At 49.1% G+C, this 16,895-nt stretch carries 23 protein-coding genes; 14 read left to right on the top strand and 9 right to left on the bottom strand.

From position 1 onward, the window contains the following. The first annotated feature begins 1 nt into the window (after position 1). The 5 genes from WCV85_04545 (at position 2) to WCV85_04525 (ending at position 3,574) form a co-directional block, all read left to right on the top strand. Positions 2-415: a hypothetical protein gene (locus WCV85_04545; protein ID MFA6474124.1), complete on the top strand. Its 414-nt coding sequence runs from the start codon at positions 2-4 to the stop codon at positions 413-415. A 557-nt stretch (positions 416-972) separates the two neighbouring features. Next, positions 973-1,908, top strand: coding sequence for a CorA family divalent cation transporter (locus tag WCV85_04540; GenBank protein ID MFA6474123.1), 936 nt, complete (start codon positions 973-975; stop codon positions 1,906-1,908). Positions 1,909-1,926: 18 nt separating this feature from the next. Next, a complete protein-coding gene (locus WCV85_04535; GenBank protein MFA6474122.1) occupies positions 1,927-2,079 on the top strand; it encodes a hypothetical protein in 153 nt (50 codons plus the stop codon). Further along, complete coding sequence (locus tag WCV85_04530) at positions 2,076-3,035, top strand: AAA family ATPase (GenBank protein ID MFA6474121.1); 960 nt, start codon at positions 2,076-2,078, stop codon at positions 3,033-3,035. Before WCV85_04535 ends, WCV85_04530 begins: the two co-directional genes overlap by 4 nt. A 62-nt stretch (positions 3,036-3,097) precedes the next feature. Continuing rightward, positions 3,098-3,574: a hypothetical protein gene (locus WCV85_04525; GenBank protein ID MFA6474120.1), complete on the top strand. Its 477-nt coding sequence runs from the start codon at positions 3,098-3,100 to the stop codon at positions 3,572-3,574. 599 nt (positions 3,575-4,173) lie between these two features. Here WCV85_04525 and WCV85_04520 read toward each other — a convergent pair. Beyond that, entirely contained in the window at positions 4,174-4,299 is a 126-nt protein-coding gene (locus WCV85_04520) for a GIY-YIG nuclease family protein (GenBank protein MFA6474119.1), read from the bottom strand. Between the two features lie 157 nt (positions 4,300-4,456). On the opposite strand from WCV85_04520, the gene WCV85_04515 reads away from it, so the two are divergent. After that, positions 4,457-4,660 carry a hypothetical protein gene (locus WCV85_04515; protein ID MFA6474118.1) on the top strand — a complete coding sequence of 68 codons (204 nt, stop codon included), beginning with the start codon at positions 4,457-4,459 and terminating at the stop codon, positions 4,658-4,660. Between the two features lie 28 nt (positions 4,661-4,688). Here WCV85_04515 and WCV85_04510 read toward each other — a convergent pair whose 3' ends face one another. The 3 genes from WCV85_04510 to cysS form a co-directional block, all read right to left on the bottom strand. Further along, positions 4,689-5,663 (bottom strand): tRNA-dihydrouridine synthase, encoded by a 975-nt coding sequence (locus WCV85_04510; protein MFA6474117.1) that lies wholly within the window; start codon positions 5,661-5,663, stop codon positions 4,689-4,691. Positions 5,664-5,725: 62 nt separating this feature from the next. Further along, complete coding sequence (locus tag WCV85_04505; protein MFA6474116.1) at positions 5,726-6,802, bottom strand: hypothetical protein; 1,077 nt, start codon at positions 6,800-6,802, stop codon at positions 5,726-5,728. Positions 6,803-6,890: 88 nt separating this feature from the next. Then, positions 6,891-8,270, bottom strand: coding sequence for a cysteine--tRNA ligase (gene cysS, locus WCV85_04500; protein MFA6474115.1), 1,380 nt, complete (start codon positions 8,268-8,270; stop codon positions 6,891-6,893). A 118-nt stretch (positions 8,271-8,388) separates the two neighbouring features. Here cysS and WCV85_04495 point away from each other — a divergent pair, with 118 nt between their 5' ends. The 5 genes from WCV85_04495 to WCV85_04475 all read left to right on the top strand — a co-directional run bounded on the left by WCV85_04495 (position 8,389) and on the right by WCV85_04475 (position 10,764). Beyond that, positions 8,389-8,781 carry a hypothetical protein gene (locus tag WCV85_04495; GenBank protein ID MFA6474114.1) on the top strand — a complete coding sequence of 131 codons (393 nt, stop codon included), beginning with the start codon at positions 8,389-8,391 and terminating at the stop codon, positions 8,779-8,781. 260 nt (positions 8,782-9,041) lie between these two features. Then, positions 9,042-9,347: a hypothetical protein gene (locus tag WCV85_04490; protein ID MFA6474113.1), complete on the top strand. Its 306-nt coding sequence runs from the start codon at positions 9,042-9,044 to the stop codon at positions 9,345-9,347. A 106-nt stretch (positions 9,348-9,453) separates the two neighbouring features. Continuing rightward, positions 9,454-9,804, top strand: coding sequence for a hypothetical protein (locus tag WCV85_04485; GenBank protein MFA6474112.1), 351 nt, complete (start codon positions 9,454-9,456; stop codon positions 9,802-9,804). A 98-nt stretch (positions 9,805-9,902) separates the two neighbouring features. Next, on the top strand, positions 9,903-10,274 hold the full coding sequence (locus tag WCV85_04480) for a hypothetical protein (GenBank protein MFA6474111.1): 372 nt from the start codon (positions 9,903-9,905) through the stop codon (positions 10,272-10,274). 100 nt (positions 10,275-10,374) lie between these two features. After that, the gene (locus WCV85_04475) at positions 10,375-10,764 is read left to right on the top strand and encodes a hypothetical protein (GenBank protein MFA6474110.1); all 390 of its coding nucleotides are present in this window, start codon (positions 10,375-10,377) and stop codon (positions 10,762-10,764) included. 224 nt (positions 10,765-10,988) lie between these two features. Here the strand turns inward: WCV85_04475 and WCV85_04470 are convergent, their stop codons facing one another. After that, a complete protein-coding gene (locus tag WCV85_04470) occupies positions 10,989-11,591 on the bottom strand; it encodes a hypothetical protein (GenBank protein MFA6474109.1) in 603 nt (200 codons plus the stop codon). Positions 11,592-11,686: 95 nt separating this feature from the next. Here WCV85_04470 and WCV85_04465 point away from each other — a divergent pair, with 95 nt between their 5' ends. After that, positions 11,687-12,373 carry an NUDIX domain-containing protein gene (locus WCV85_04465; protein MFA6474108.1) on the top strand — a complete coding sequence of 229 codons (687 nt, stop codon included), beginning with the start codon at positions 11,687-11,689 and terminating at the stop codon, positions 12,371-12,373. A 140-nt stretch (positions 12,374-12,513) separates the two neighbouring features. Here WCV85_04465 and WCV85_04460 read toward each other — a convergent pair whose 3' ends face one another. The 4 genes from WCV85_04460 to WCV85_04445 all read right to left on the bottom strand — a co-directional run bounded on the left by WCV85_04460 (position 12,514) and on the right by WCV85_04445 (position 16,015). Continuing rightward, positions 12,514-12,855 carry a helix-turn-helix domain-containing protein gene (locus WCV85_04460; protein MFA6474107.1) on the bottom strand — a complete coding sequence of 114 codons (342 nt, stop codon included), beginning with the start codon at positions 12,853-12,855 and terminating at the stop codon, positions 12,514-12,516. 534 nt (positions 12,856-13,389) lie between these two features. Continuing rightward, complete coding sequence (gene dnaJ / locus WCV85_04455) at positions 13,390-14,514, bottom strand: molecular chaperone DnaJ (protein ID MFA6474106.1); 1,125 nt, start codon at positions 14,512-14,514, stop codon at positions 13,390-13,392. Between the two features lie 5 nt (positions 14,515-14,519). Then, positions 14,520-15,707 (bottom strand): hypothetical protein, encoded by a 1,188-nt coding sequence (locus WCV85_04450; protein MFA6474105.1) that lies wholly within the window; start codon positions 15,705-15,707, stop codon positions 14,520-14,522. Positions 15,708-15,724: 17 nt separating this feature from the next. After that, on the bottom strand, positions 15,725-16,015 hold the full coding sequence (locus WCV85_04445) for a DUF3467 domain-containing protein (GenBank protein ID MFA6474104.1): 291 nt from the start codon (positions 16,013-16,015) through the stop codon (positions 15,725-15,727). Positions 16,016-16,138: 123 nt separating this feature from the next. On the opposite strand from WCV85_04445, the gene WCV85_04440 reads away from it, so the two are divergent. Continuing rightward, positions 16,139-16,390, top strand: a complete 252-nt coding sequence (locus WCV85_04440) for a hypothetical protein (GenBank protein ID MFA6474103.1) — start codon at positions 16,139-16,141, stop codon at positions 16,388-16,390. A gap of 161 nt (positions 16,391-16,551) precedes the next feature. Then, positions 16,552-16,800 (top strand): hypothetical protein, encoded by a 249-nt coding sequence (locus WCV85_04435; GenBank protein MFA6474102.1) that lies wholly within the window; start codon positions 16,552-16,554, stop codon positions 16,798-16,800. The last annotated feature ends 95 nt before the right edge of the window (positions 16,801-16,895 follow it).

The raw sequence follows: 16,895 nt of genomic DNA, 5'->3' as shown, positions 1-16,895 counted from the left end.
CATGAAAAATTTAATTTTCATTGCATTGCTGTGCATGTGCGCATGGTGGATTGATGGTTGTGCCGTGGCGAAACTTTGGAAAACCATTCCTGGCTCGATTGGTAAAAGCGCATCTCTCGATGCACGAATGGAAACGCAGGGCATTCACTTTCGGCCGAACTTCAAAATTCACTTCAAAACCCCAAGTGGACGGGACATCTATGGTGGACATTTGGGTGTCACCTATTCTCCTGCAACTGTACAACCAAGATATAAATCAATCGACCTCACCACCAGTAGTTTCGTTGGACATGCACCTCCGGGTGCCACGAGTTTGTTTATTGTCTTAGACTATGCAGGACAATCATATGAGTGGACTGTTCTACTCGATCCACACGAGTACTTGGAAATTACTTTGGAAGTAGGTGTGAGGTAAGCCATGAAACATTTATTTCTTTTCATGCTGATCTGCTGCTTTTGCATAGCCGGTTGTTCAATGGTTATTCAAGGCGGGTTGACAATTCAAAACACTGATCTCCCAAGCTACGGCGGCTTGAAATTGGTTTTTGAAAACGGTACGAGAAAAAGCCTCTATGAGGGACAGTTGTATTCTGTTCCTTGGTCAGAAGGAGGTGTTGCGTTTGTATACGTACCAGTTTTTGAAACCCAGGGATACGTAAGCAAAATAAAGTACTTCGTTGCTGGAAAGGAAGTGAGCAACACCTGGCTAGCAAATGATGCCCGGGGTACCGTAGAAATTCGGGCAGTGGTCACCTGGTCTACTTGCGAAGGATGCGACGTGCTCCGAAGAGATGAACACTCTGCCAAAGTAAACTTGTACGCAAATTCAATTTGCCCTCCCTGGTAACATATAGATCCTTATCCAAATCCTCACCCCCACAAGGTGAGGATTTTCATATTACAATACAAACTTGCATTTATTACCAATTCGTGCTATGATATATATATCAAAAAGAAAAATCACTCTTCTATATGGCAATTCGTGAAGTTTCAGCGGGTTCTTTCCGCTGGATAAATATCACGGGCGCAACTGCAGACGACACCCCTGAGGTCTCCTACCTCCGGGAGCATTTTCCGTACTTCCAAGCTTTGGATATCAAAGACTGCGTGAGTAATGGCCAGCGGCCGAAGCTCGAGATACATGAAAAGTATGCCTTCCTGGTACTCCTCTTCCCGGTCTTCAACCGGAAGACGCGAGAAATTGAGCCCACGGAAATTGACTTCTTCATTCAGAAAGACCTGATCATCACCATCCATGATGAACGGCTGCATTCTGTACAGCATCTGTTTACAGAAGTAAAAGCCCTGAACGCGCACCCACAAGCGCACCTGGATAATCCACTGCTGTTGACCGCCGAGCTTACGAACAGACAACTGAATGCCTGTTTGCCCATGCTCGACCATATTTCCATGGACTTGCATGCCATTGAACGGCTGATTTTCCGTGGATCGGAAAAGTCGATGGTGAAAGAAATTCTGGTCACCCGCCGGAACATCACCGACTTCCGCAAGATCATGCAGGCGCACAAGAATGTGGTGAAGAAGATGGAAGTTGCAAACCGCGTGCTACAACTTACCGAACCTGAAACCGCAAATGCGCTGCTCAATAATGCAGTGGAACGTACCAAAGAAATTTGGGATCACTTGGAAGCATTCAAAGAATCGGTGGAGGCTCTACAGCAGACCAATGAATCACTCATCTCCTTCCGGTTGAATGACATCATGAAGACGTATACCACGATCTCCGTGATCATTTTCACCCTCACACTTGCAACGACAATAATCGCCGCGCGACTTGCCCGCACTCCCCTGGTGGATACGGACAATGGCTTCTACGGTTTGCTTGGCCTGCTGGCAATTATCACTGGACTCTCGGTCTACATTTTCAAACGTAAGCGTTGGTTGTAAGATAAAGCTATGCTTCCTATGACCGACGTTGCCGTACAAACGCAAGCCACTGCTGCGATGACCACCCTCAGCCGAGTGAGTCTTGCTTTCCGCATTGCGACACTCACCTTCACAGGCAGCGTCCTGCTGGGGTTTGGGCTCACCTATCTCGTCTGGAAAATTCGTATATGAGCCCCTATACAATTGTTGGCATCATTGCTTTAGCAATCCTGCTCACCTTTTTACTGTTGCGTCGTCAAGGTGATGTGAATGTAAAGTCCTCTGGCCGCATTTTGGATTTGTACGCCAAAGACCTCACCGCTTTGGCCACTGCTGGCAAACTGGATCCAGTGATTGGTCGGAAGCACGAGATCTACCGCGTTATCGAAATTCTCTCCCGTCGCACGAAGAATAACCCTGTACTAATTGGCAAATCCGGAGTGGGCAAAACGGCAATTGTAGAAGAGTTGGCCAACGAAATTGCCAGCGGGAATGTACCAGAAACCCTGAAGCACAAACGCGTGCTTGCTCTGGACCTTTCTGGATTAGTTGCGGGCACCAAGTACCGTGGGGAATTTGAAAAGCGATTGAAGGCTCTGGTGGATGAAATCATTGCCGCGGAACGACACATTGTCTTGTTCATTGATGAGCTCCACACTTTGGCAGAAGCGGGTGAAGCCACAGGCGCCATTGATGCAGCGGACATTTTGAAGCCTGCCCTGGCCCGGGGTGAATTGCAGGTGGTTGGTGCAACAACCCTGGAAGAGTACCAGAAGTACGTGGAGAAAGACCAAACCCTTGAACGCCGGTTTCAGCCTGTGCTCATTGATGAACCGTCCCCAGAGCAAACTCTGGAAATTATGCGGGGTCTCAAAGGCAAGTACGAAACGTACCACAACGTCCGCTATTCAGATGCCGTGCTGGAAGCTATAATCCAGCTAGCAAAGGAACACCTACGAGATCGCGTGTTCCCTGACAAAGCAATTGATGTACTGGATGAAGCCGGTTCCCGTGTCCACCTAGCACAAATTGAAGTGGGGAAGAAGAATACTGGACCCACAGAGGTTACACTGGAAGACCTACGGATTGTGGTGAAAGATTTTGTGGAACTACCTTTGGAAGAAGCACGGATGGCCGCCAAAGGCTGAGTAGGTTCCCCGCTGAAAACGAACACAACAAAGCAGTTACAATTGGAAGGAGGTGAAGAATTATGGCAAAAAACGAAACACTTTTTGACCCAAAGCTGACCTACGGCTCCCCTATCGTGTTGGCTGTCGCTTTCATCTTCGTGTTCTTGCTAGGCATTTTCTTCATCTGGGCAATTAATAATGCTACAGATGAAATTGGTCCAAACCTTGCCGCTTTCCGTGATAAGGATGCCAAGGCGCAAGAAGCGGTCTACACGCAGGGCGCGTGGGCAGCTGGGCATGGTTGTCTCATTGCAACCGTTCAAGCAGAGAACACCGCAGCCCTAGCTGACGCGAAGACCACGGCAGCAGCGAAGACCACAGCATTAGTCACCAAGTACTCTGACGCCAGCAAGCTGCAAGATTTGAATTCGAAGGTAGCAAGCTGCGTTAACAAGAGCATCCCCGCAAGTTGGGGTGGCAGTGGGTGGGTGAGCATCACCACCGAAGGCACTGGCGACTTCAGTGTGCAAACAGTAGCCGGCCTTTTAACTCAGTAAGTATCAGCGTGCGAAAAAAATAAAAGTGTACCGTTTCTCAGGTATACCCAAAAGCCCGACCGCAAGGTCGGACTTTTGTTTTCTCTCTTGTCATTCTGAGGAGTCTGCGTCGAAGAATCTTGCTGTTACACGGAACCAAGAAGACTAACCGTGCTCTTTCTTCGTGCTTGGTTTTTTAGATGTGATCGACCCATGAGGGTGCCCCCTCTCCCTTGTTCCCTCTCCCTCAGAGGGCGAGGGAGACGTTCTGCAGTCTTGGTACTATATTTCGATCCCTCTCCTTCTCTCTATTCTGTCATTGCGAGTCCCGCACATGCGGGACGTGGCAATCTTCCGGTAATACAGAAACAGGCTGTGGCCATTTTGCCTACTTGGTTTGTATAACAGTGTCACCCCGGGAAGGGTTACCACCCCCAACCCCCTCCTTTTGCAAGGAGGGGACAAGTTTGTGGCTCATTCCTGACCAAGGTGTCTTAGTATCTGTCCTCCCCTTTCCAAGGGGTCGGAGACGGGTGCGGCCCATCGGAAGCACCCCGGTGGTGAAGAGGGCAACCCTTACCGAGTCAAGTCTGTACTATATGCTTCAAGCTTTTTTCAAATTAAACCAATTTTGCTACGTGGGCGGACAGGGTCACCCGTCGCTCCAGGTCATTCGTCACCCCAGTATGCAACACCGTGTGATGCTTATTGGTGAGGATATAGACGTAGTATGTCCGTGACGGCATCTGCCTGATGGTAACGACGAGCTTCGGAGATTCTTCGCCCTCCTGCTGGAGGACTCAGAATGACAGTGAAAAAAGGGTTTAGAGAGAACCTATTGACATTGTCTAAGACCTATACTAAACTCGTGCTGACGAAAAAATTAAAATCAATGGAGGAAAAATGACAAAAATCCTAAAAGAAGGAAGATTGAATCCACGCGAGCCTTGGGTGGGCAAAAAACTAGATTGCCGAACGTGTAAATGTGAGTTCAGGTTAGAAGCTGGTGATAAAGTAAAATTCACCTCTGACCAACGCGACGGTGACTTTTACACGGCATCATGCCCGAACGAAGTATGTAAGGCCGATGTGACATTTACGTTGTAAATTGAAAAGGCGACCCCCGGTCGCCTTTTTATGCATCCTCTAAAGCACTTTCTACCTCCGCGAGTGTTGTGACCCGTACCAACTTGGAGCGCAACTCCTTGGCATTGTCCAAACCCTTCACGTACCAGGCAAGGTGCTTTCGCAGTTCAATGAGCCCGTGGCTCCCTGTGGACGCAAAAGCAATCTGTGCATGCGTCTGCATCCGCCGCTGCAATTCCTCCCAATCCGGGGCTTGGTATGCCCCTGTTTTTAGGTAGTCCTTTACCTGCTGGAAAAGCCAGGGCCGGCCCCAGGAACCCCGTGCAATAGCCACGCCAGCGGCCCCAGTTTGCTCTAGGAGAGCCTTTGCCTCTTCAGGCGAATAAACCCCGCCATTAGCCAAAACCACCCCTGGAAAGGCTTTTACGACCTGAGTTATTACCTCCACATTGGGGCTGCCGTCAAAGGGACGTTCAAAGCTCCGGCCATGCACCATCACGGTCGCTACGGGTAAATCTTTAATTGCCTCCACCAGGTCCAAAGCCGTCACCTGCCCTTCTGGATCGTCCACCGCACAACCTTCTTTGCAAATACTGGCGCGTATTTTAACGGATACCGGAATGGGCGAACCCTCACAGGTTGCCTGGACTAATTCTCGTACAACTTTCAAATCACGCATGAGCGTCACTCCCCCACCATGCTTCACCACTTTGTACGCTGGGCAGCCAAAATTAATATCCACGCCAGCAAACCCAAGCTCGGCCAACACCTTGGCGCTCTTGTAGTAATGTTCCGGTTTTTTTCCAAACACCTGGCAAACCACAGGCTGCTCGCTGGGATTAAACTTCAGCATGGCAAAGGTCTTCTTACTCTCGTAGACAATCGCGTCTGTGGACACAAACTCCGTATACAGCACATCAGCGCCGCCAAGTTTGCACATTTGCCGGAAGGCCGAGTCGGTCACCCCAGCCATGGGGGCCAGCGCTAAAATCGGCTTCGGGAGTGTGTTCCAGAAGTTCTCCATGCACGTATCTATAGCAAAACCCCCTCCACTTGGGAAGGGGTTTTGTACATACTATGAGGATTTTACTGATTCACTGGAGTTGGCGGTAAAATGCACGCTGCTCGCTGACTGAGGAAAATATCCGTATAGGGATTACCAAATCGATCGTAGAAAAATGCCACTGCATTCCCCTCTGATCCACCAGAACCAGGTAAAGTAAATGTAGGAATGCACAAATCCTGACTACTTGAAACCACAGTCCCGACCGTCAGCCGTGGCTGCAGCACGCGCGAGGGGGCGGAGATGGGTTGCGTTTGCGTACTTCCCAAAATCATGGTCAAAGGGCTTTTCGCGCCAGGGTATGGATGATCATTGTTTGGATCCTCAACTGGCGTCACTGTGGTTGTATTGCTGGTAAGAGCGCCAATGGGATACCCACCAGCATACAAACCCAGCATTGGACTGGCATCGGAAGGATATGCTGCATTTAACGTTGCGCCAGTCATGCCGTCAGCTATCATTGCTTTCTGAAGCACAGTTTCACATGGTACTGGATTGAGGACTCCAGTTAAATTCGGATTCGCATAAGCGTTTCCATTTGCATCAATGTAGTACGTCGTCGTAGATTGATTCGTATTTGTATTGATATTTATGAGCGCACCTGAATTCGCTGCATTCACTGCGGGTATGCAGATACTCGAAGCAGTACCAACCTGAACCTGCGCATGGGCTGTGGGAATGAGTGAATAGACATTTCCGCTCTCCGTTGCATTTGCCGCAATGACCACAACCATTGCAGGATGAGGATTTGTAACGGTAACACCTAGTGGAAGCCGACTTGTTGCCTGGTTCCCAGGAGTAAAAATCGTTGTTGATCCAAACAAAGCACCAAAGTCGACTCGATTAACACCTTCCCAGGTAAAAAAACTTATTGTCGGGCTCCCTGCTGATTGCAGCTGCACTGATGCTGTCTGCACGTAACTTACTTTCATTGGAATTGGCGTAGGCGTTGGTGTTCCTGGTTTAATAAAAAGCGCTGCAGCCAAAGATCCGCCCACAGCTCCGGCAGTGAGTACCGCAAAACCGACGTACAGACTCACTGCAAGCCCAATGCGTTGCTTCGTTGCAACTGCAGACGAAGACTGAGGTATTTCCGACATATTTTTGCTTTTTATCTGTTGAAGTATCTATATGATACCACAAAAAAGTCGTTTCGTCAAACTCCTACACAGCAAATGGAGTTCTTTTTTACCCCTTGCCCAGCACCTGGCCGTCCGCGGTGTCCTTGAGTGAAAAACCGGCTTGCTCAATTTGCTTCCGCAGTTCGTCACTCTTTGCCCAGTCCTTTGCCTTGCGTGCAGCCTCCCGCTCAGCAACCAGCTTTTGAATAGCCGCAGGAATAACCAGAACCAGTGGTTCAATGGTTGCCAAACCCAGTCCCAATATTTCATCCATCTTGACCACAGAAGCACGTTTGGCTGCTGCAGGTTCATTACTCTTGAGGAGTTCCCACAGTACTGCCAGAGCTTGGGGCGTGTTCAGATCGTTCTGCATAGCCGCAAAAAACTTTTCCTCATACTTCCGAATGCCGATATTGGGCGCGCCATCCAGTGCAGCAATGCGTTGATGCAAATCTTCCAACACCTTTTGGGTCTTCGCTAAAGCCTCCCACGTAAAATTCAATTTACTGCGGTAGTGCGCGCCAAGGCAATACAAGCGGAACGCCAGTGGGCTCAATTTCTTCTCTTCCAAATTTTCCAGCGTGTACGTATTGTCTAAAGATTTTGACATCTTCCCATCATCAATGAGCAAAAATTCTCCGTGCACCCAGGTGCGCACAAATGGCTTCCCCGTTGCTGCTTCACTCTGGGCAATCTCATTGGTGTGGTGCACGGGAATGTGATCCACTCCACCAGCGTGCAAATCAAAACTGGAACCAAGGGCTTTCATGCTCATGGCGCTGCACTCCAGGTGCCAACCTGGGAAACCAATCCCCCACGGGCTCTCCCACTCCATTTGGCGCTGGCTATCCCGAGGTGAAAACTTCCACAAGGCAAAGTCTGTTGGGTTTCGCTTCTCCTGATTCTCCGCCACCCGAGCTCCGGCTTTCTGCCCTTTGAGATTCAGCTTGGCCAGGGCACCGTACTTTGAGAACTTACTCGTATCAAAGTACACCCCATCTGAGGTCTTGTACGTGTACCCTTCAGCCTCCAGCCGCTCAATGAGTGCAATTTGCTCTGGGATATTATCCGTGGCCCGTAGCCATTGGTCTGGCTCCCAAATGTGCAGCTCTTGCATATCTTCTTTAAAAAGCTCTGTGTACTTTTTCGCAACGTCCCACACACTCACATGGTCTCGCGCCGCGCCTTTTTCCATCTTATCCTCACCCTCGTCTGCGTCTGACGTAAGATGACCAACGTCTGTGATATTCATGACGAAGTCAACATCAAATCCACTATTTTCTAGTGTGCGATGGAGCACATCCACAAATAGGTACGTGCGTAAATTCCCCAGGTGGGCCCGGCCGTATACTGTTGGTCCGCAGGCGTAGAATCCCACGTGGGGTGGGTTGATGGGTTTGAATTCCTCCACCTTCCGGGTGAGGGTATTGAAGAGTTTGAGGGGCATATTTGAAAAGCAATTGACGTTACCTCTATAGTAAGCTACATTTCCAAGCTAAACAAGAAAGTACCCTAAAAATAAGGATAGTCAGATGCAGAAGCAAAAGCGAAATTTTCCAAAAAAAATGGAAGATACCGAAATTATCAAGCAACTACAGGCATTCTTCAAGGTGAAAAAAACTGAAAAAGATATTTTCACAGCAACAGTCCCCTTCCAAAGTAAGTATAGGCATCACGGAAAGTTTACTGTTTATTTCCTTGGTGGGCTACTTACTCTCACTGCTTGTGAGTTTGATTCGAAAAATACCAAGAGATCTCTAATCTACTCTGTCAACGAGGTACGCCAACTAAAACGCACAAAACCTCCATTTCTCATTTCCAATCAAAATTGGACCAAGCAGTCAAAACTTGTTTGCCGCTGGCTTAAAATCCGCGGAACTTTTATGGGCATGTCAGCCTCCTTCCAAATCTGCTTAGTGCAGAACCGGCAAGCTACATACATTCTCAGTGTACCTTAAACAAGAATCGACCGCCTGGCACCACCGGGCGGTTTTCTGCTCTACTAAAAAGTATTGACAGAAAACGACAACTATGCTAATTTCATGTATTAACAAATATAAACAGCGAAAGAAAGGTACATATGGATTTCTTGAGAACTCCTTTGAGTCCCGAGCGCATTGTTAAGGAATTAAAAACATTTTTCGAGAAAAATGGCGGATTCACACATTTTTCCGAAGAACTTCCAGGAGGCTTCCGACTTGCAAGTTTCTTGGTACCAATGCAACACAAGCGCTTGGAAGGAATCAGCCTGCTGGTTTGCATTCATTATGGTAAACAGAAAGGCTCTTTTGGACTCAGATTTACCCAGCGCTTGTGCGCGCTCATTCCTGGGTCACCCAAAGCGGCCGACGAAGCTGCTCTAAGTCACGCATCCGTCGAAAGAATCGTGGCCATTGAATACCCTAATCTCAATGACCCCGAAAATGAACTGGCCGTTATCACTGAGCCTCTCCCAGGCGTGGAACGAGCCGTTTACTTCTACCGAGATGGCAGTTTCAGCGTTGAGGATGACGTTCAGGGCTAATACGCAGCAGTTTCTTTCATTGAAGCCGCCTGGCACCACCGGGCGGTCCTTTTTTGACAAATTATTCCTCTTATTCTAAGGTAGGCACAAAGAAATTGGAGGAAAAATGGAAAAATTTAAACAGATCATCGAGGCCTACTTTAGCAAACAATTTGTAAAACACGACAAGGAAATCGGGAAGCAAGGGGACAAAACCATCTCCGTAGAAACGCTGCAACTCGAGACTAAAGATAGCGGCACAACCCTAATACTAGAAAGGGAGCTAGGCTTTAGAAAAAAAGGTCTCCGAGTCACTTTAACGTTAGATAATCAACGAGGGGATCTTTTCACTGTCTATTACCGCAGGGTTTCTCTTGTTCAAGAACTAGACGATGACCTGTACATAATCGGCAAGACTGTTGACGATACATTGATCGTTTTATGTCTAGATACAAAAGGAATGATCCAAATTCTGTAGCAGCATTCGCCGCCTGGAAAAATCCGGGCGGCTTTTTCTATTTGACGTTCTTTATGTACAGAGCTAGGCTGAAAAAAAGTTCTGTAAAGGAGGAATGAGTGAACACTAAAGGAAATTCAAGCATGGGAATTCCAGCAGTTCGGTCTGATCTCGACCCCTACGATTGGCCACTAGCTTTTGTAGAGGCTGCTGAAAAAAACCAAGCGATTGCTTTCTCCGGATCAGTAACGCTTGGTGGTAATGGGTCCTATGTCCTTCCCAATTTATTCTTTTACATTCTCTTGACCAAGGATAAAAAAATAAACTTCTATTACTACTATGGTCTAGAAAATGATGGGGATTTCTGCTTAGTAGCAGTTGGGGATGCTAAGCTTCGAATGCAAGGTTCTCTTCTGGAAATCGAGGGGAAGGGATACAGTGAAAGTAACGTTACCCTCCACATAGATTGCTTTGGTAATCTACAGGTGTAATCACCTTTGCCGCCTGGCTCAACTGGGCGGTTTTATTATTTGACAAATGCCAAAACGGACTCTAAGATGGAAAAAATGATCTTTAGGAAAGGAATTGTACATGAAAGAGATGTACATTGTTTTTCGGCTCACTGCATTATCGCTGATTGGGTCCGTGCTCATATTTAGTACAGACGCCCTGCTTCCAAAAAATGAGCACTACCAGCTCATGACGAACGGCGGTTTGCTTCTCTCGCTTTCGATGCTCATTACCCTGCTCGTAAGGGTTGACGGGAGCAACCGGAAAGCAGTTTCCTGCCTCATTGGCATTGTGGCGCTCAGTCTCTGCACTATAAATCTGGTTTTCGACAACATCCTTGTCTATAACCGGAGAGTGCTACACGAACAACTCCCGTTTGAATGGCACGTTGCAGCATTTTGCCTGGTCTTAGGAGCCATACTCGCTGCTATCAGTTACAAATTGTCGAGACCAAATCAGGCCACTGCATAACTGTCTGCCCCATTACTCAACCTTCCATTGAAGTACCACCGCCTGGCACCACCGGGCGGCTTTTTTTATACTTATTCCGTGTGACAGCAAGATTGCCACGCCACTCGATGACTCGTTCCTCGCAATGACAGAGGGTAAAATAATTCACCTTACCACCTGTGGTAGACAAAAAAGCGCCTTCATACCAGCGCGCTAACTCGCCATCTTGCTATCTTGCTACCTCCCTACACCTCGTACTTAAACTTCTTCTTCTCCTTGGCCGCACCGCCAAAGAGAACCATGGCAATGATGGGGGCAATCACCCAGCCAAAGCGAGCGTTGGGGGTAGCAAAGACTGCGCGGGTAAGCGGCGCTAATTTTTCCACAGCTCCAGAGGGCAAGTAATTCAGCGTCACGCTGACCAGTAAACCAATGTGGAGAATGGAGTAAATGAGCACCTGCCACCATTTGCCTTTATCATCGGACGAGGCAATGGTACGGAGCAAGGCAGACCGAGACATGAAGAAGAACAGCAGCACGAAGATTCCCAAAAAGACGCTGATCTTAATGACCACTGGGGTGTTGAGAACTATCGTTGTGGTTGGACCCAGGAATGGTGCCGCGCTGACAATGGCCAAGGCCATGTAGATGGACACCATGATGACTATGATTCGATCCCGGCCCAAACTGAGCCCATAGAGGAACGCAGCAATAATGAAGAACATGATAATGAACAAGTCCCAGGTGGGCTGTGCCCAGTTGATACTGCTGAATGCACTTTGTGCTACTCCTCCAATGGAAGTTGTGTCCATGTTCGTTTCCTCCTGACGATGGTATGAGTATACCATTTTTTTTCTCAATGTACACTAGTACTTCCATTGACATCGGATAGGAAAAGGTATACGATATTTGGAAATATAAACGAGTCTACAAAGGAGCAGCAATGCAATTTGAAATGCAGTGGGGAATGCCTATTGTCCGTTCGTATCAACTTGACGAATACCTTCTTCACTCAGGAATTCGTCCCTGGAAGCATCTAGCCCCGCCAGTTGATTTTGACCGCTACCGCCAAGGCCAATTGAGTGAGGAGCAAATCCACGAACTTGAGTTTTCACCCAAAACGGAAGTGCTGACCTTAGAAAAACCTAATGGGGCTACATTCCGGGGTTTCCGTACCGTTGCAGAAAACTGTTCAACAGTTTTCTGCATTCTGCCAGGCGATGTATTGCCAATCATTGTTGAGTGGAGGCATGGGGCTGAGGTTATATCTTTAGTCCCGCCTACTGGTGTCGTTTCTGCCGTTGACCATGGCGACATGGCAGCTTGCGCAAAAAGGGAATTCGAAGAGGAAACAGGAATCATCCTAGCAAACCTCCACCCACTCTCCACCGATGGGATTCCATTAAGCACCAGAGGAAACACCCAGCGCTACTTTCCGTTCCTGGGGTATGCCGAAGAGCCAATTGTTATTGAACACATCAAGCTCGATGAAAATGAATATTTGAAAGTCATGTTGATCCCCTTAGCTGATTGGCTGAAACTCATCAGCGCAGGACGTGTTCCAGAAGAAATATCCATTGGGATTACCTTCCTGGCGTTGCAGCGGATTGGCCGCCTAAAACTTGCTTAGTACATTTCCACCCGCCCTCTGACAAATTCAGGGCGGGTGTTTGTGTAAAAAAACACCGCAGCCCTGATTTCCAAACAGGCGCTGCGGGTGATGGTACTCCCACGGGTGTGGGAGAGTACTTGCGGAATACCACTTCTTGGCTATTCAGACTTCTGCTTGCCCTTCGCCAGCTCTTTGAGCAACTCCTGCAGTTCATACACCTTCGGGGCTGCAAAAACCAGTGGGTGAATGCCATGCAATAGGAACAACCGATTCGCGTCATCAATGGCAAGGTACTTGTGGCAATCAGCCGGGAAGACACGCTGAAATGGTAAGGGATACTTCACGGCGGTCTCTGGTGCATGAGGTTTGGTAGGATTCCCGCAAAACACTTCGACATAGCCGAGTTTTTTCCACCGTGCAACTGTCCGTGTGGTCACGCCCAGGCGTTTTGCGATTTCCTGCACACTCAGGTACACAATGCCGTCTTTAATCTTTATCAAAGTTTTCTCCTCTCCAATGTTCGCTGTAACCATTTTTCATACCCTAATGGATTCTCACTAGTTTCGCAAGTGTGTTGGTAGGTTTTAGGTGTCGCGGCGTGTGGAGTTAGAGGGTGGAGGTTTGGGAGAGGTATAGGTTTAGGCTATTTAGTTGCATTTCTCATCTTCCATCCACCATCCAAAACCAAAACTTTCTCCTTCCCCTTTGTCATTCTGAGTCTGACGACCAGTCAGCCGAAGTTTCTTAACGTAGGCGGGAGAATCTCTGAAGTTTATCCATAGCCTGGGGATCCTCCCACCTACGCTGCTGCTTCGGTGGACAGGTCATATGATTCAGGATGACAGAAAAAAGGTAGGTCCAAGTTCTCACTTTGGTCTTAATAACACCGCAGCTTAGAGAAGCTGCTGCTTGAGGTGAGGTAACTGACAGTTCTGTGTTCTAGCGGAATTGCCACAGGCTTCCAAGATCTCTACCCCTCGATTCGTCTGACTCACTCGGGGCTCCGACCAAAGCGTCGGAGCAGCTTTATACCTCTACCCCTCCTCTACCTCACTCCCCTCAATTTCTGCAAGTTGTTTCAGTAGTGCTTTGCGTTTACCGGATAACTTCGTGGGCACGTCAACGACAACGGTGACCAGGTGATCCCCCCGGCCGCGTTTGCGCAGATGCGGAATGCCTTTGTCTTTCAAGCGGAACACTTTGCCGCTCTGGGTTCCTGAGGGAATTTTCATGACCACTGCGCCATCCAAAGTTTCGACGTCGACTTTCGCTCCAAGTGCTGCCTGGGAAAAAGTAATGTGGGCGGTGGAAACCACGTTTGCCCCATCCCGTTCGTACCGTGCATCCGGTGTTACCCGAATACGGAGGTACAAATCCCCTGCCGCTGCCCCACGTTCACCTGCCTCCCCTTGACCAGTGAGGCGTATGCGCTCACCGTCATCAATCCCAGCCGGGACCGAAACTTTGATCATGGTTTCACGACGGACTCGGCCATCACCCCCACACGTCCGACACTTCTGGGTTGGGACACTCCCTTGCCCTTCGCAAGTTGGACAAACGACAGTCTGCGCCATTTGGCCGAACATGGAATTCACCACGCGCTGCACCTGACCTTGACCCTTGCACGTACTGCACGTTTCTACCTTGGCACCAGGTTCTGCCCCGTTACCTTTGCAGTGATCGCACACAACTTCTTTCAATAGTTCAAATTGCTTTTCCACGCCAAACGATGCCTCCCGGAAAGTGAGCTGGATGTCTGCCTGGATATCTGCACCACCACGTTGCCGGGTGCTGCGACGACTCCGCCCACCCCCAAAGCCAAATAGGTCACCAAACATATCTCCCAGGTCGCCCATATCCACGTTGCCTTGGAACCCGCCCTGGCCAAATCCACCAAAACCGCCAAACCCAGCACCCGCACCAGGGCCACCACCCTGCCGGCGAGCATCGTCAAAGGTTTGGCCGTACTGGTCATACTGCTGGCGCTTTTCCTGGTTCGACAAAACCTGGTACGCCTCATTCACTTCCTTAAACTTTGCCTCGTCACCGTGGGATTTGTCAGGGTGAAATTCGTGCGCTTTCTTCCGAAAGGCTTTCTTCACCTCATCCGCACTCGCGGAGCGAGAAATCCCAAGAATGGAGTAGTAGTCTTTTTCCATACGCGCTACACCACCACTTCCTCAACATCTGCCTGAACCACCCGCAAGCGCAGGGCACCCATTTTCTGGTACACCCAGGCAATGAGCGGCGCCAAAGCAAAAATGATATACCGGTAGATAATACTAATCAGCTCAATGACAAAGAAGAAAGAGAGCGCAAGCAACGGTGGCAAGAAATCTTCGTACGGATCCACGTAGGTGGAAATATTTCGTAAGAGAATTTTATCAATGACCGCGTCCATCGTTTCCGTACCGGCAGCCTGAATGCGAAAAGTTTGCACAAATTCATGGCGTGCTTCATCTAAGAGTTGCCGCTGCACATCACTGAGTTTAGCCAACGTTGCCTGCAACAGCGCTTGCCGTTCAGCTTCCAGTTGCTTGTCCAGCTCAGCGCCCATTGCATTTGTCTGCGTGGCTGGCAAACTAGGGTTCAGCTTCCGCAATTCAGTCTGCAATTTCCTGTACGCTTCCTGCTTGGCTCGGTCATTGTCCAATGTCTCCGTCACCTGAGGGAGGACAAATTCCCCAAGCTTATCCGTTGCCACCAAACCCAAAAATTCATCCAAGGTCATTTCTCCCCGGTACCCCTCCACTTGATTCGCCAGCACAGAATCAATTCCCTCACGACCAGAGCTAATCAAATTTTCCCGGAATGTCGCAGCAGAAGCATCTTTTTGACCCAACGAAGTATAGTAGCACATCGACACTCCCACCAGGAGGAGAATCAACCCTGTGCCAAATCCGGCATGGATGGTGTAATGTGGTTGGAACTTCCGCCGGATGGCCACATCCCCAGCCACGTTCCATGACCACAGTGCATACCCACACAAGGTAATGAGCGCAGCAGCCAAGGTTGCCCAGCGCCACGGGAAGAATGGGAGCAAGGTGATGGAACTCAGCGCACCGGAAACGAGCGAAGCCCACCAGCGCCGACGGCCAGCGGCCATAGCAAAGACGCCAAACAAGGCCAGGGTAATACAGAAAAAAATCAAACTCACGCTGTACTGCATCAGGCGCTCAACCGTGGTCAGCGCGTCATTGGGTCCAAGCAACGCTATGTGCAGCGTCCACCACAACAGCACGCTACTCACCACCGGCACCACACCCATAACCACAAATTTCCACGTCAGTGGACTTGGTGTTGGTGCTGTGGATTTGGTCATTTTTTGCGCGAGTGAGGAGGGGGTGGCCATACTACTCCAAATGTAGGTTACGCCTGGAACCCAACCCCACCAGAGGTTGGCTCCTTGGCGGCTTCAATTTTCCCAAAAGCCGCTTCGTACTTTTCCAGGTTTTCCTTGATGGCGCTCAAAATGCGCTTGGCGTGCCCAGGGGAAACAACCACCCGCGCCACGGCAATGCCCTGCTGCTGCGCTGCCGCAATGTGCAGGAAATCCAAAACAAATTCTTCCTTGGTGTGGGCAATGCTCATCATGTTGGCGTACACACCTTTCATGGTGATGTCATCAATTTTTATTTGCAATTGTTGGGCTTGGTTCATAGGAAAAAGGGGGTTACACCTACTGCCAGTGTAGCATATTGACGCTGCGAAACCGGCGACGTAGGATAGGGAGACGAAAGCAGATTATACAAAAAGACCACATAAAAATCAAGTGGAGGAACCATGGCTGACACGGACGTTAGAAAAAAAGAACACCCTGTACTCAACATCGCTCCCGGGAAAGACACTGTAACCATTCAGTGCACAGATGGCCGCGAATTCGAACTTTCTGTTGGTCAATGTTCGAATATGGTCAGCATTCACACAACCAATGAGAATGAGCGTGTGGTTGAAGAAGGATCAAGGTGCACCTTTCATCTGACCTACGACACCACCAAGCTCCTCTCCGCCTGGGCCAACGAATGGCCCGGCTGAAAGTAGCGTCACGTGCTCGTGAAGCACATTATAAAGACTCACCACTCCTCGACCTGCCCTCCAAAGCAGCAGCGAAGGAGGGTGGGTCTTTTTTTACACGCCTTGACGGCTAGTAGCCGAATGCTACACTCTGCTGAACACCAAAACCAAGGAGGAACCGTGTGAAAAAACCAGATTCACTTTTTTCCATTGCGACAATTCTTTCGGTCAGTGTGTTTCCAAAACACATAATACTGATTACCGCCCACCATACAGAATGGAAAGGACTCATCGAGGAAGTGCGGAAAATGAAGATTACCGTGAACTCGACTGGCCGTGACATGCTTTTGCAACGCAATGGTATTGACTCTCTTAGCCTTTGCAAGGAAACCGCCGATGCAGTCAATGACTGGTTAAAAGGAAAAGTGTAAGTATCAAACCCACCCTTACCTGGCCTGCCCTCCAAAGCAGTGGCGGAGGAGGGTGGGTCTTTTTTATGTGCGCTTGACGGTTTGCAACCTAATGC

It is taken from the genome of Patescibacteria group bacterium, assembly GCA_041665345.1.
Taxonomy (GTDB): domain Bacteria; phylum Patescibacteriota; class Patescibacteriia; order PEXW01; family PEXW01; genus JBAYJA01.
Note: the sequence above shows the minus strand (reverse complement) of the source record. Positions and strands in the feature narration are given on the sequence as shown.

Coding starts and splice junctions, on each gene's coding strand:
- cysS (MFA6474115.1), bottom strand. CDS start 8,270: ATGCCCCTCAAACTCTTCAATACCCTCACCCGGAAGGTGGAGGAATTC.
- WCV85_04490 (MFA6474113.1), top strand. CDS start 9,042: ATGCAACACAAGCGCTTGGAAGGAATCAGCCTGCTGGTTTGCATTCAT.
- WCV85_04475 (MFA6474110.1), top strand. CDS start 10,375: ATGAAAGAGATGTACATTGTTTTTCGGCTCACTGCATTATCGCTGATT.
- WCV85_04450 (MFA6474105.1), bottom strand. CDS start 15,707: ATGGCCACCCCCTCCTCACTCGCGCAAAAAATGACCAAATCCACAGCA.
- WCV85_04530 (MFA6474121.1), top strand. CDS start 2,076: ATGAGCCCCTATACAATTGTTGGCATCATTGCTTTAGCAATCCTGCTC.
- WCV85_04465 (MFA6474108.1), top strand. CDS start 11,687: ATGCAATTTGAAATGCAGTGGGGAATGCCTATTGTCCGTTCGTATCAA.
- WCV85_04525 (MFA6474120.1), top strand. CDS start 3,098: ATGGCAAAAAACGAAACACTTTTTGACCCAAAGCTGACCTACGGCTCC.
- WCV85_04470 (MFA6474109.1), bottom strand. CDS start 11,591: ATGGTATACTCATACCATCGTCAGGAGGAAACGAACATGGACACAACT.
- WCV85_04540 (MFA6474123.1), top strand. CDS start 973: ATGGCAATTCGTGAAGTTTCAGCGGGTTCTTTCCGCTGGATAAATATC.
- WCV85_04495 (MFA6474114.1), top strand. CDS start 8,389: ATGGAAGATACCGAAATTATCAAGCAACTACAGGCATTCTTCAAGGTG.
- WCV85_04485 (MFA6474112.1), top strand. CDS start 9,454: ATGGAAAAATTTAAACAGATCATCGAGGCCTACTTTAGCAAACAATTT.
- WCV85_04445 (MFA6474104.1), bottom strand. CDS start 16,015: ATGAACCAAGCCCAACAATTGCAAATAAAAATTGATGACATCACCATG.
- WCV85_04510 (MFA6474117.1), bottom strand. CDS start 5,663: ATGGAGAACTTCTGGAACACACTCCCGAAGCCGATTTTAGCGCTGGCC.
- dnaJ (MFA6474106.1), bottom strand. CDS start 14,514: ATGGAAAAAGACTACTACTCCATTCTTGGGATTTCTCGCTCCGCGAGT.
- WCV85_04520 (MFA6474119.1), bottom strand. CDS start 4,299: ATGCCGTCACGGACATACTACGTCTATATCCTCACCAATAAGCATCAC.
- WCV85_04505 (MFA6474116.1), bottom strand. CDS start 6,802: ATGTCGGAAATACCTCAGTCTTCGTCTGCAGTTGCAACGAAGCAACGC.
- WCV85_04515 (MFA6474118.1), top strand. CDS start 4,457: ATGACAAAAATCCTAAAAGAAGGAAGATTGAATCCACGCGAGCCTTGG.
- WCV85_04545 (MFA6474124.1), top strand. CDS start 2: ATGAAAAATTTAATTTTCATTGCATTGCTGTGCATGTGCGCATGGTGG.
- WCV85_04440 (MFA6474103.1), top strand. CDS start 16,139: ATGGCTGACACGGACGTTAGAAAAAAAGAACACCCTGTACTCAACATC.
- WCV85_04535 (MFA6474122.1), top strand. CDS start 1,927: ATGACCGACGTTGCCGTACAAACGCAAGCCACTGCTGCGATGACCACC.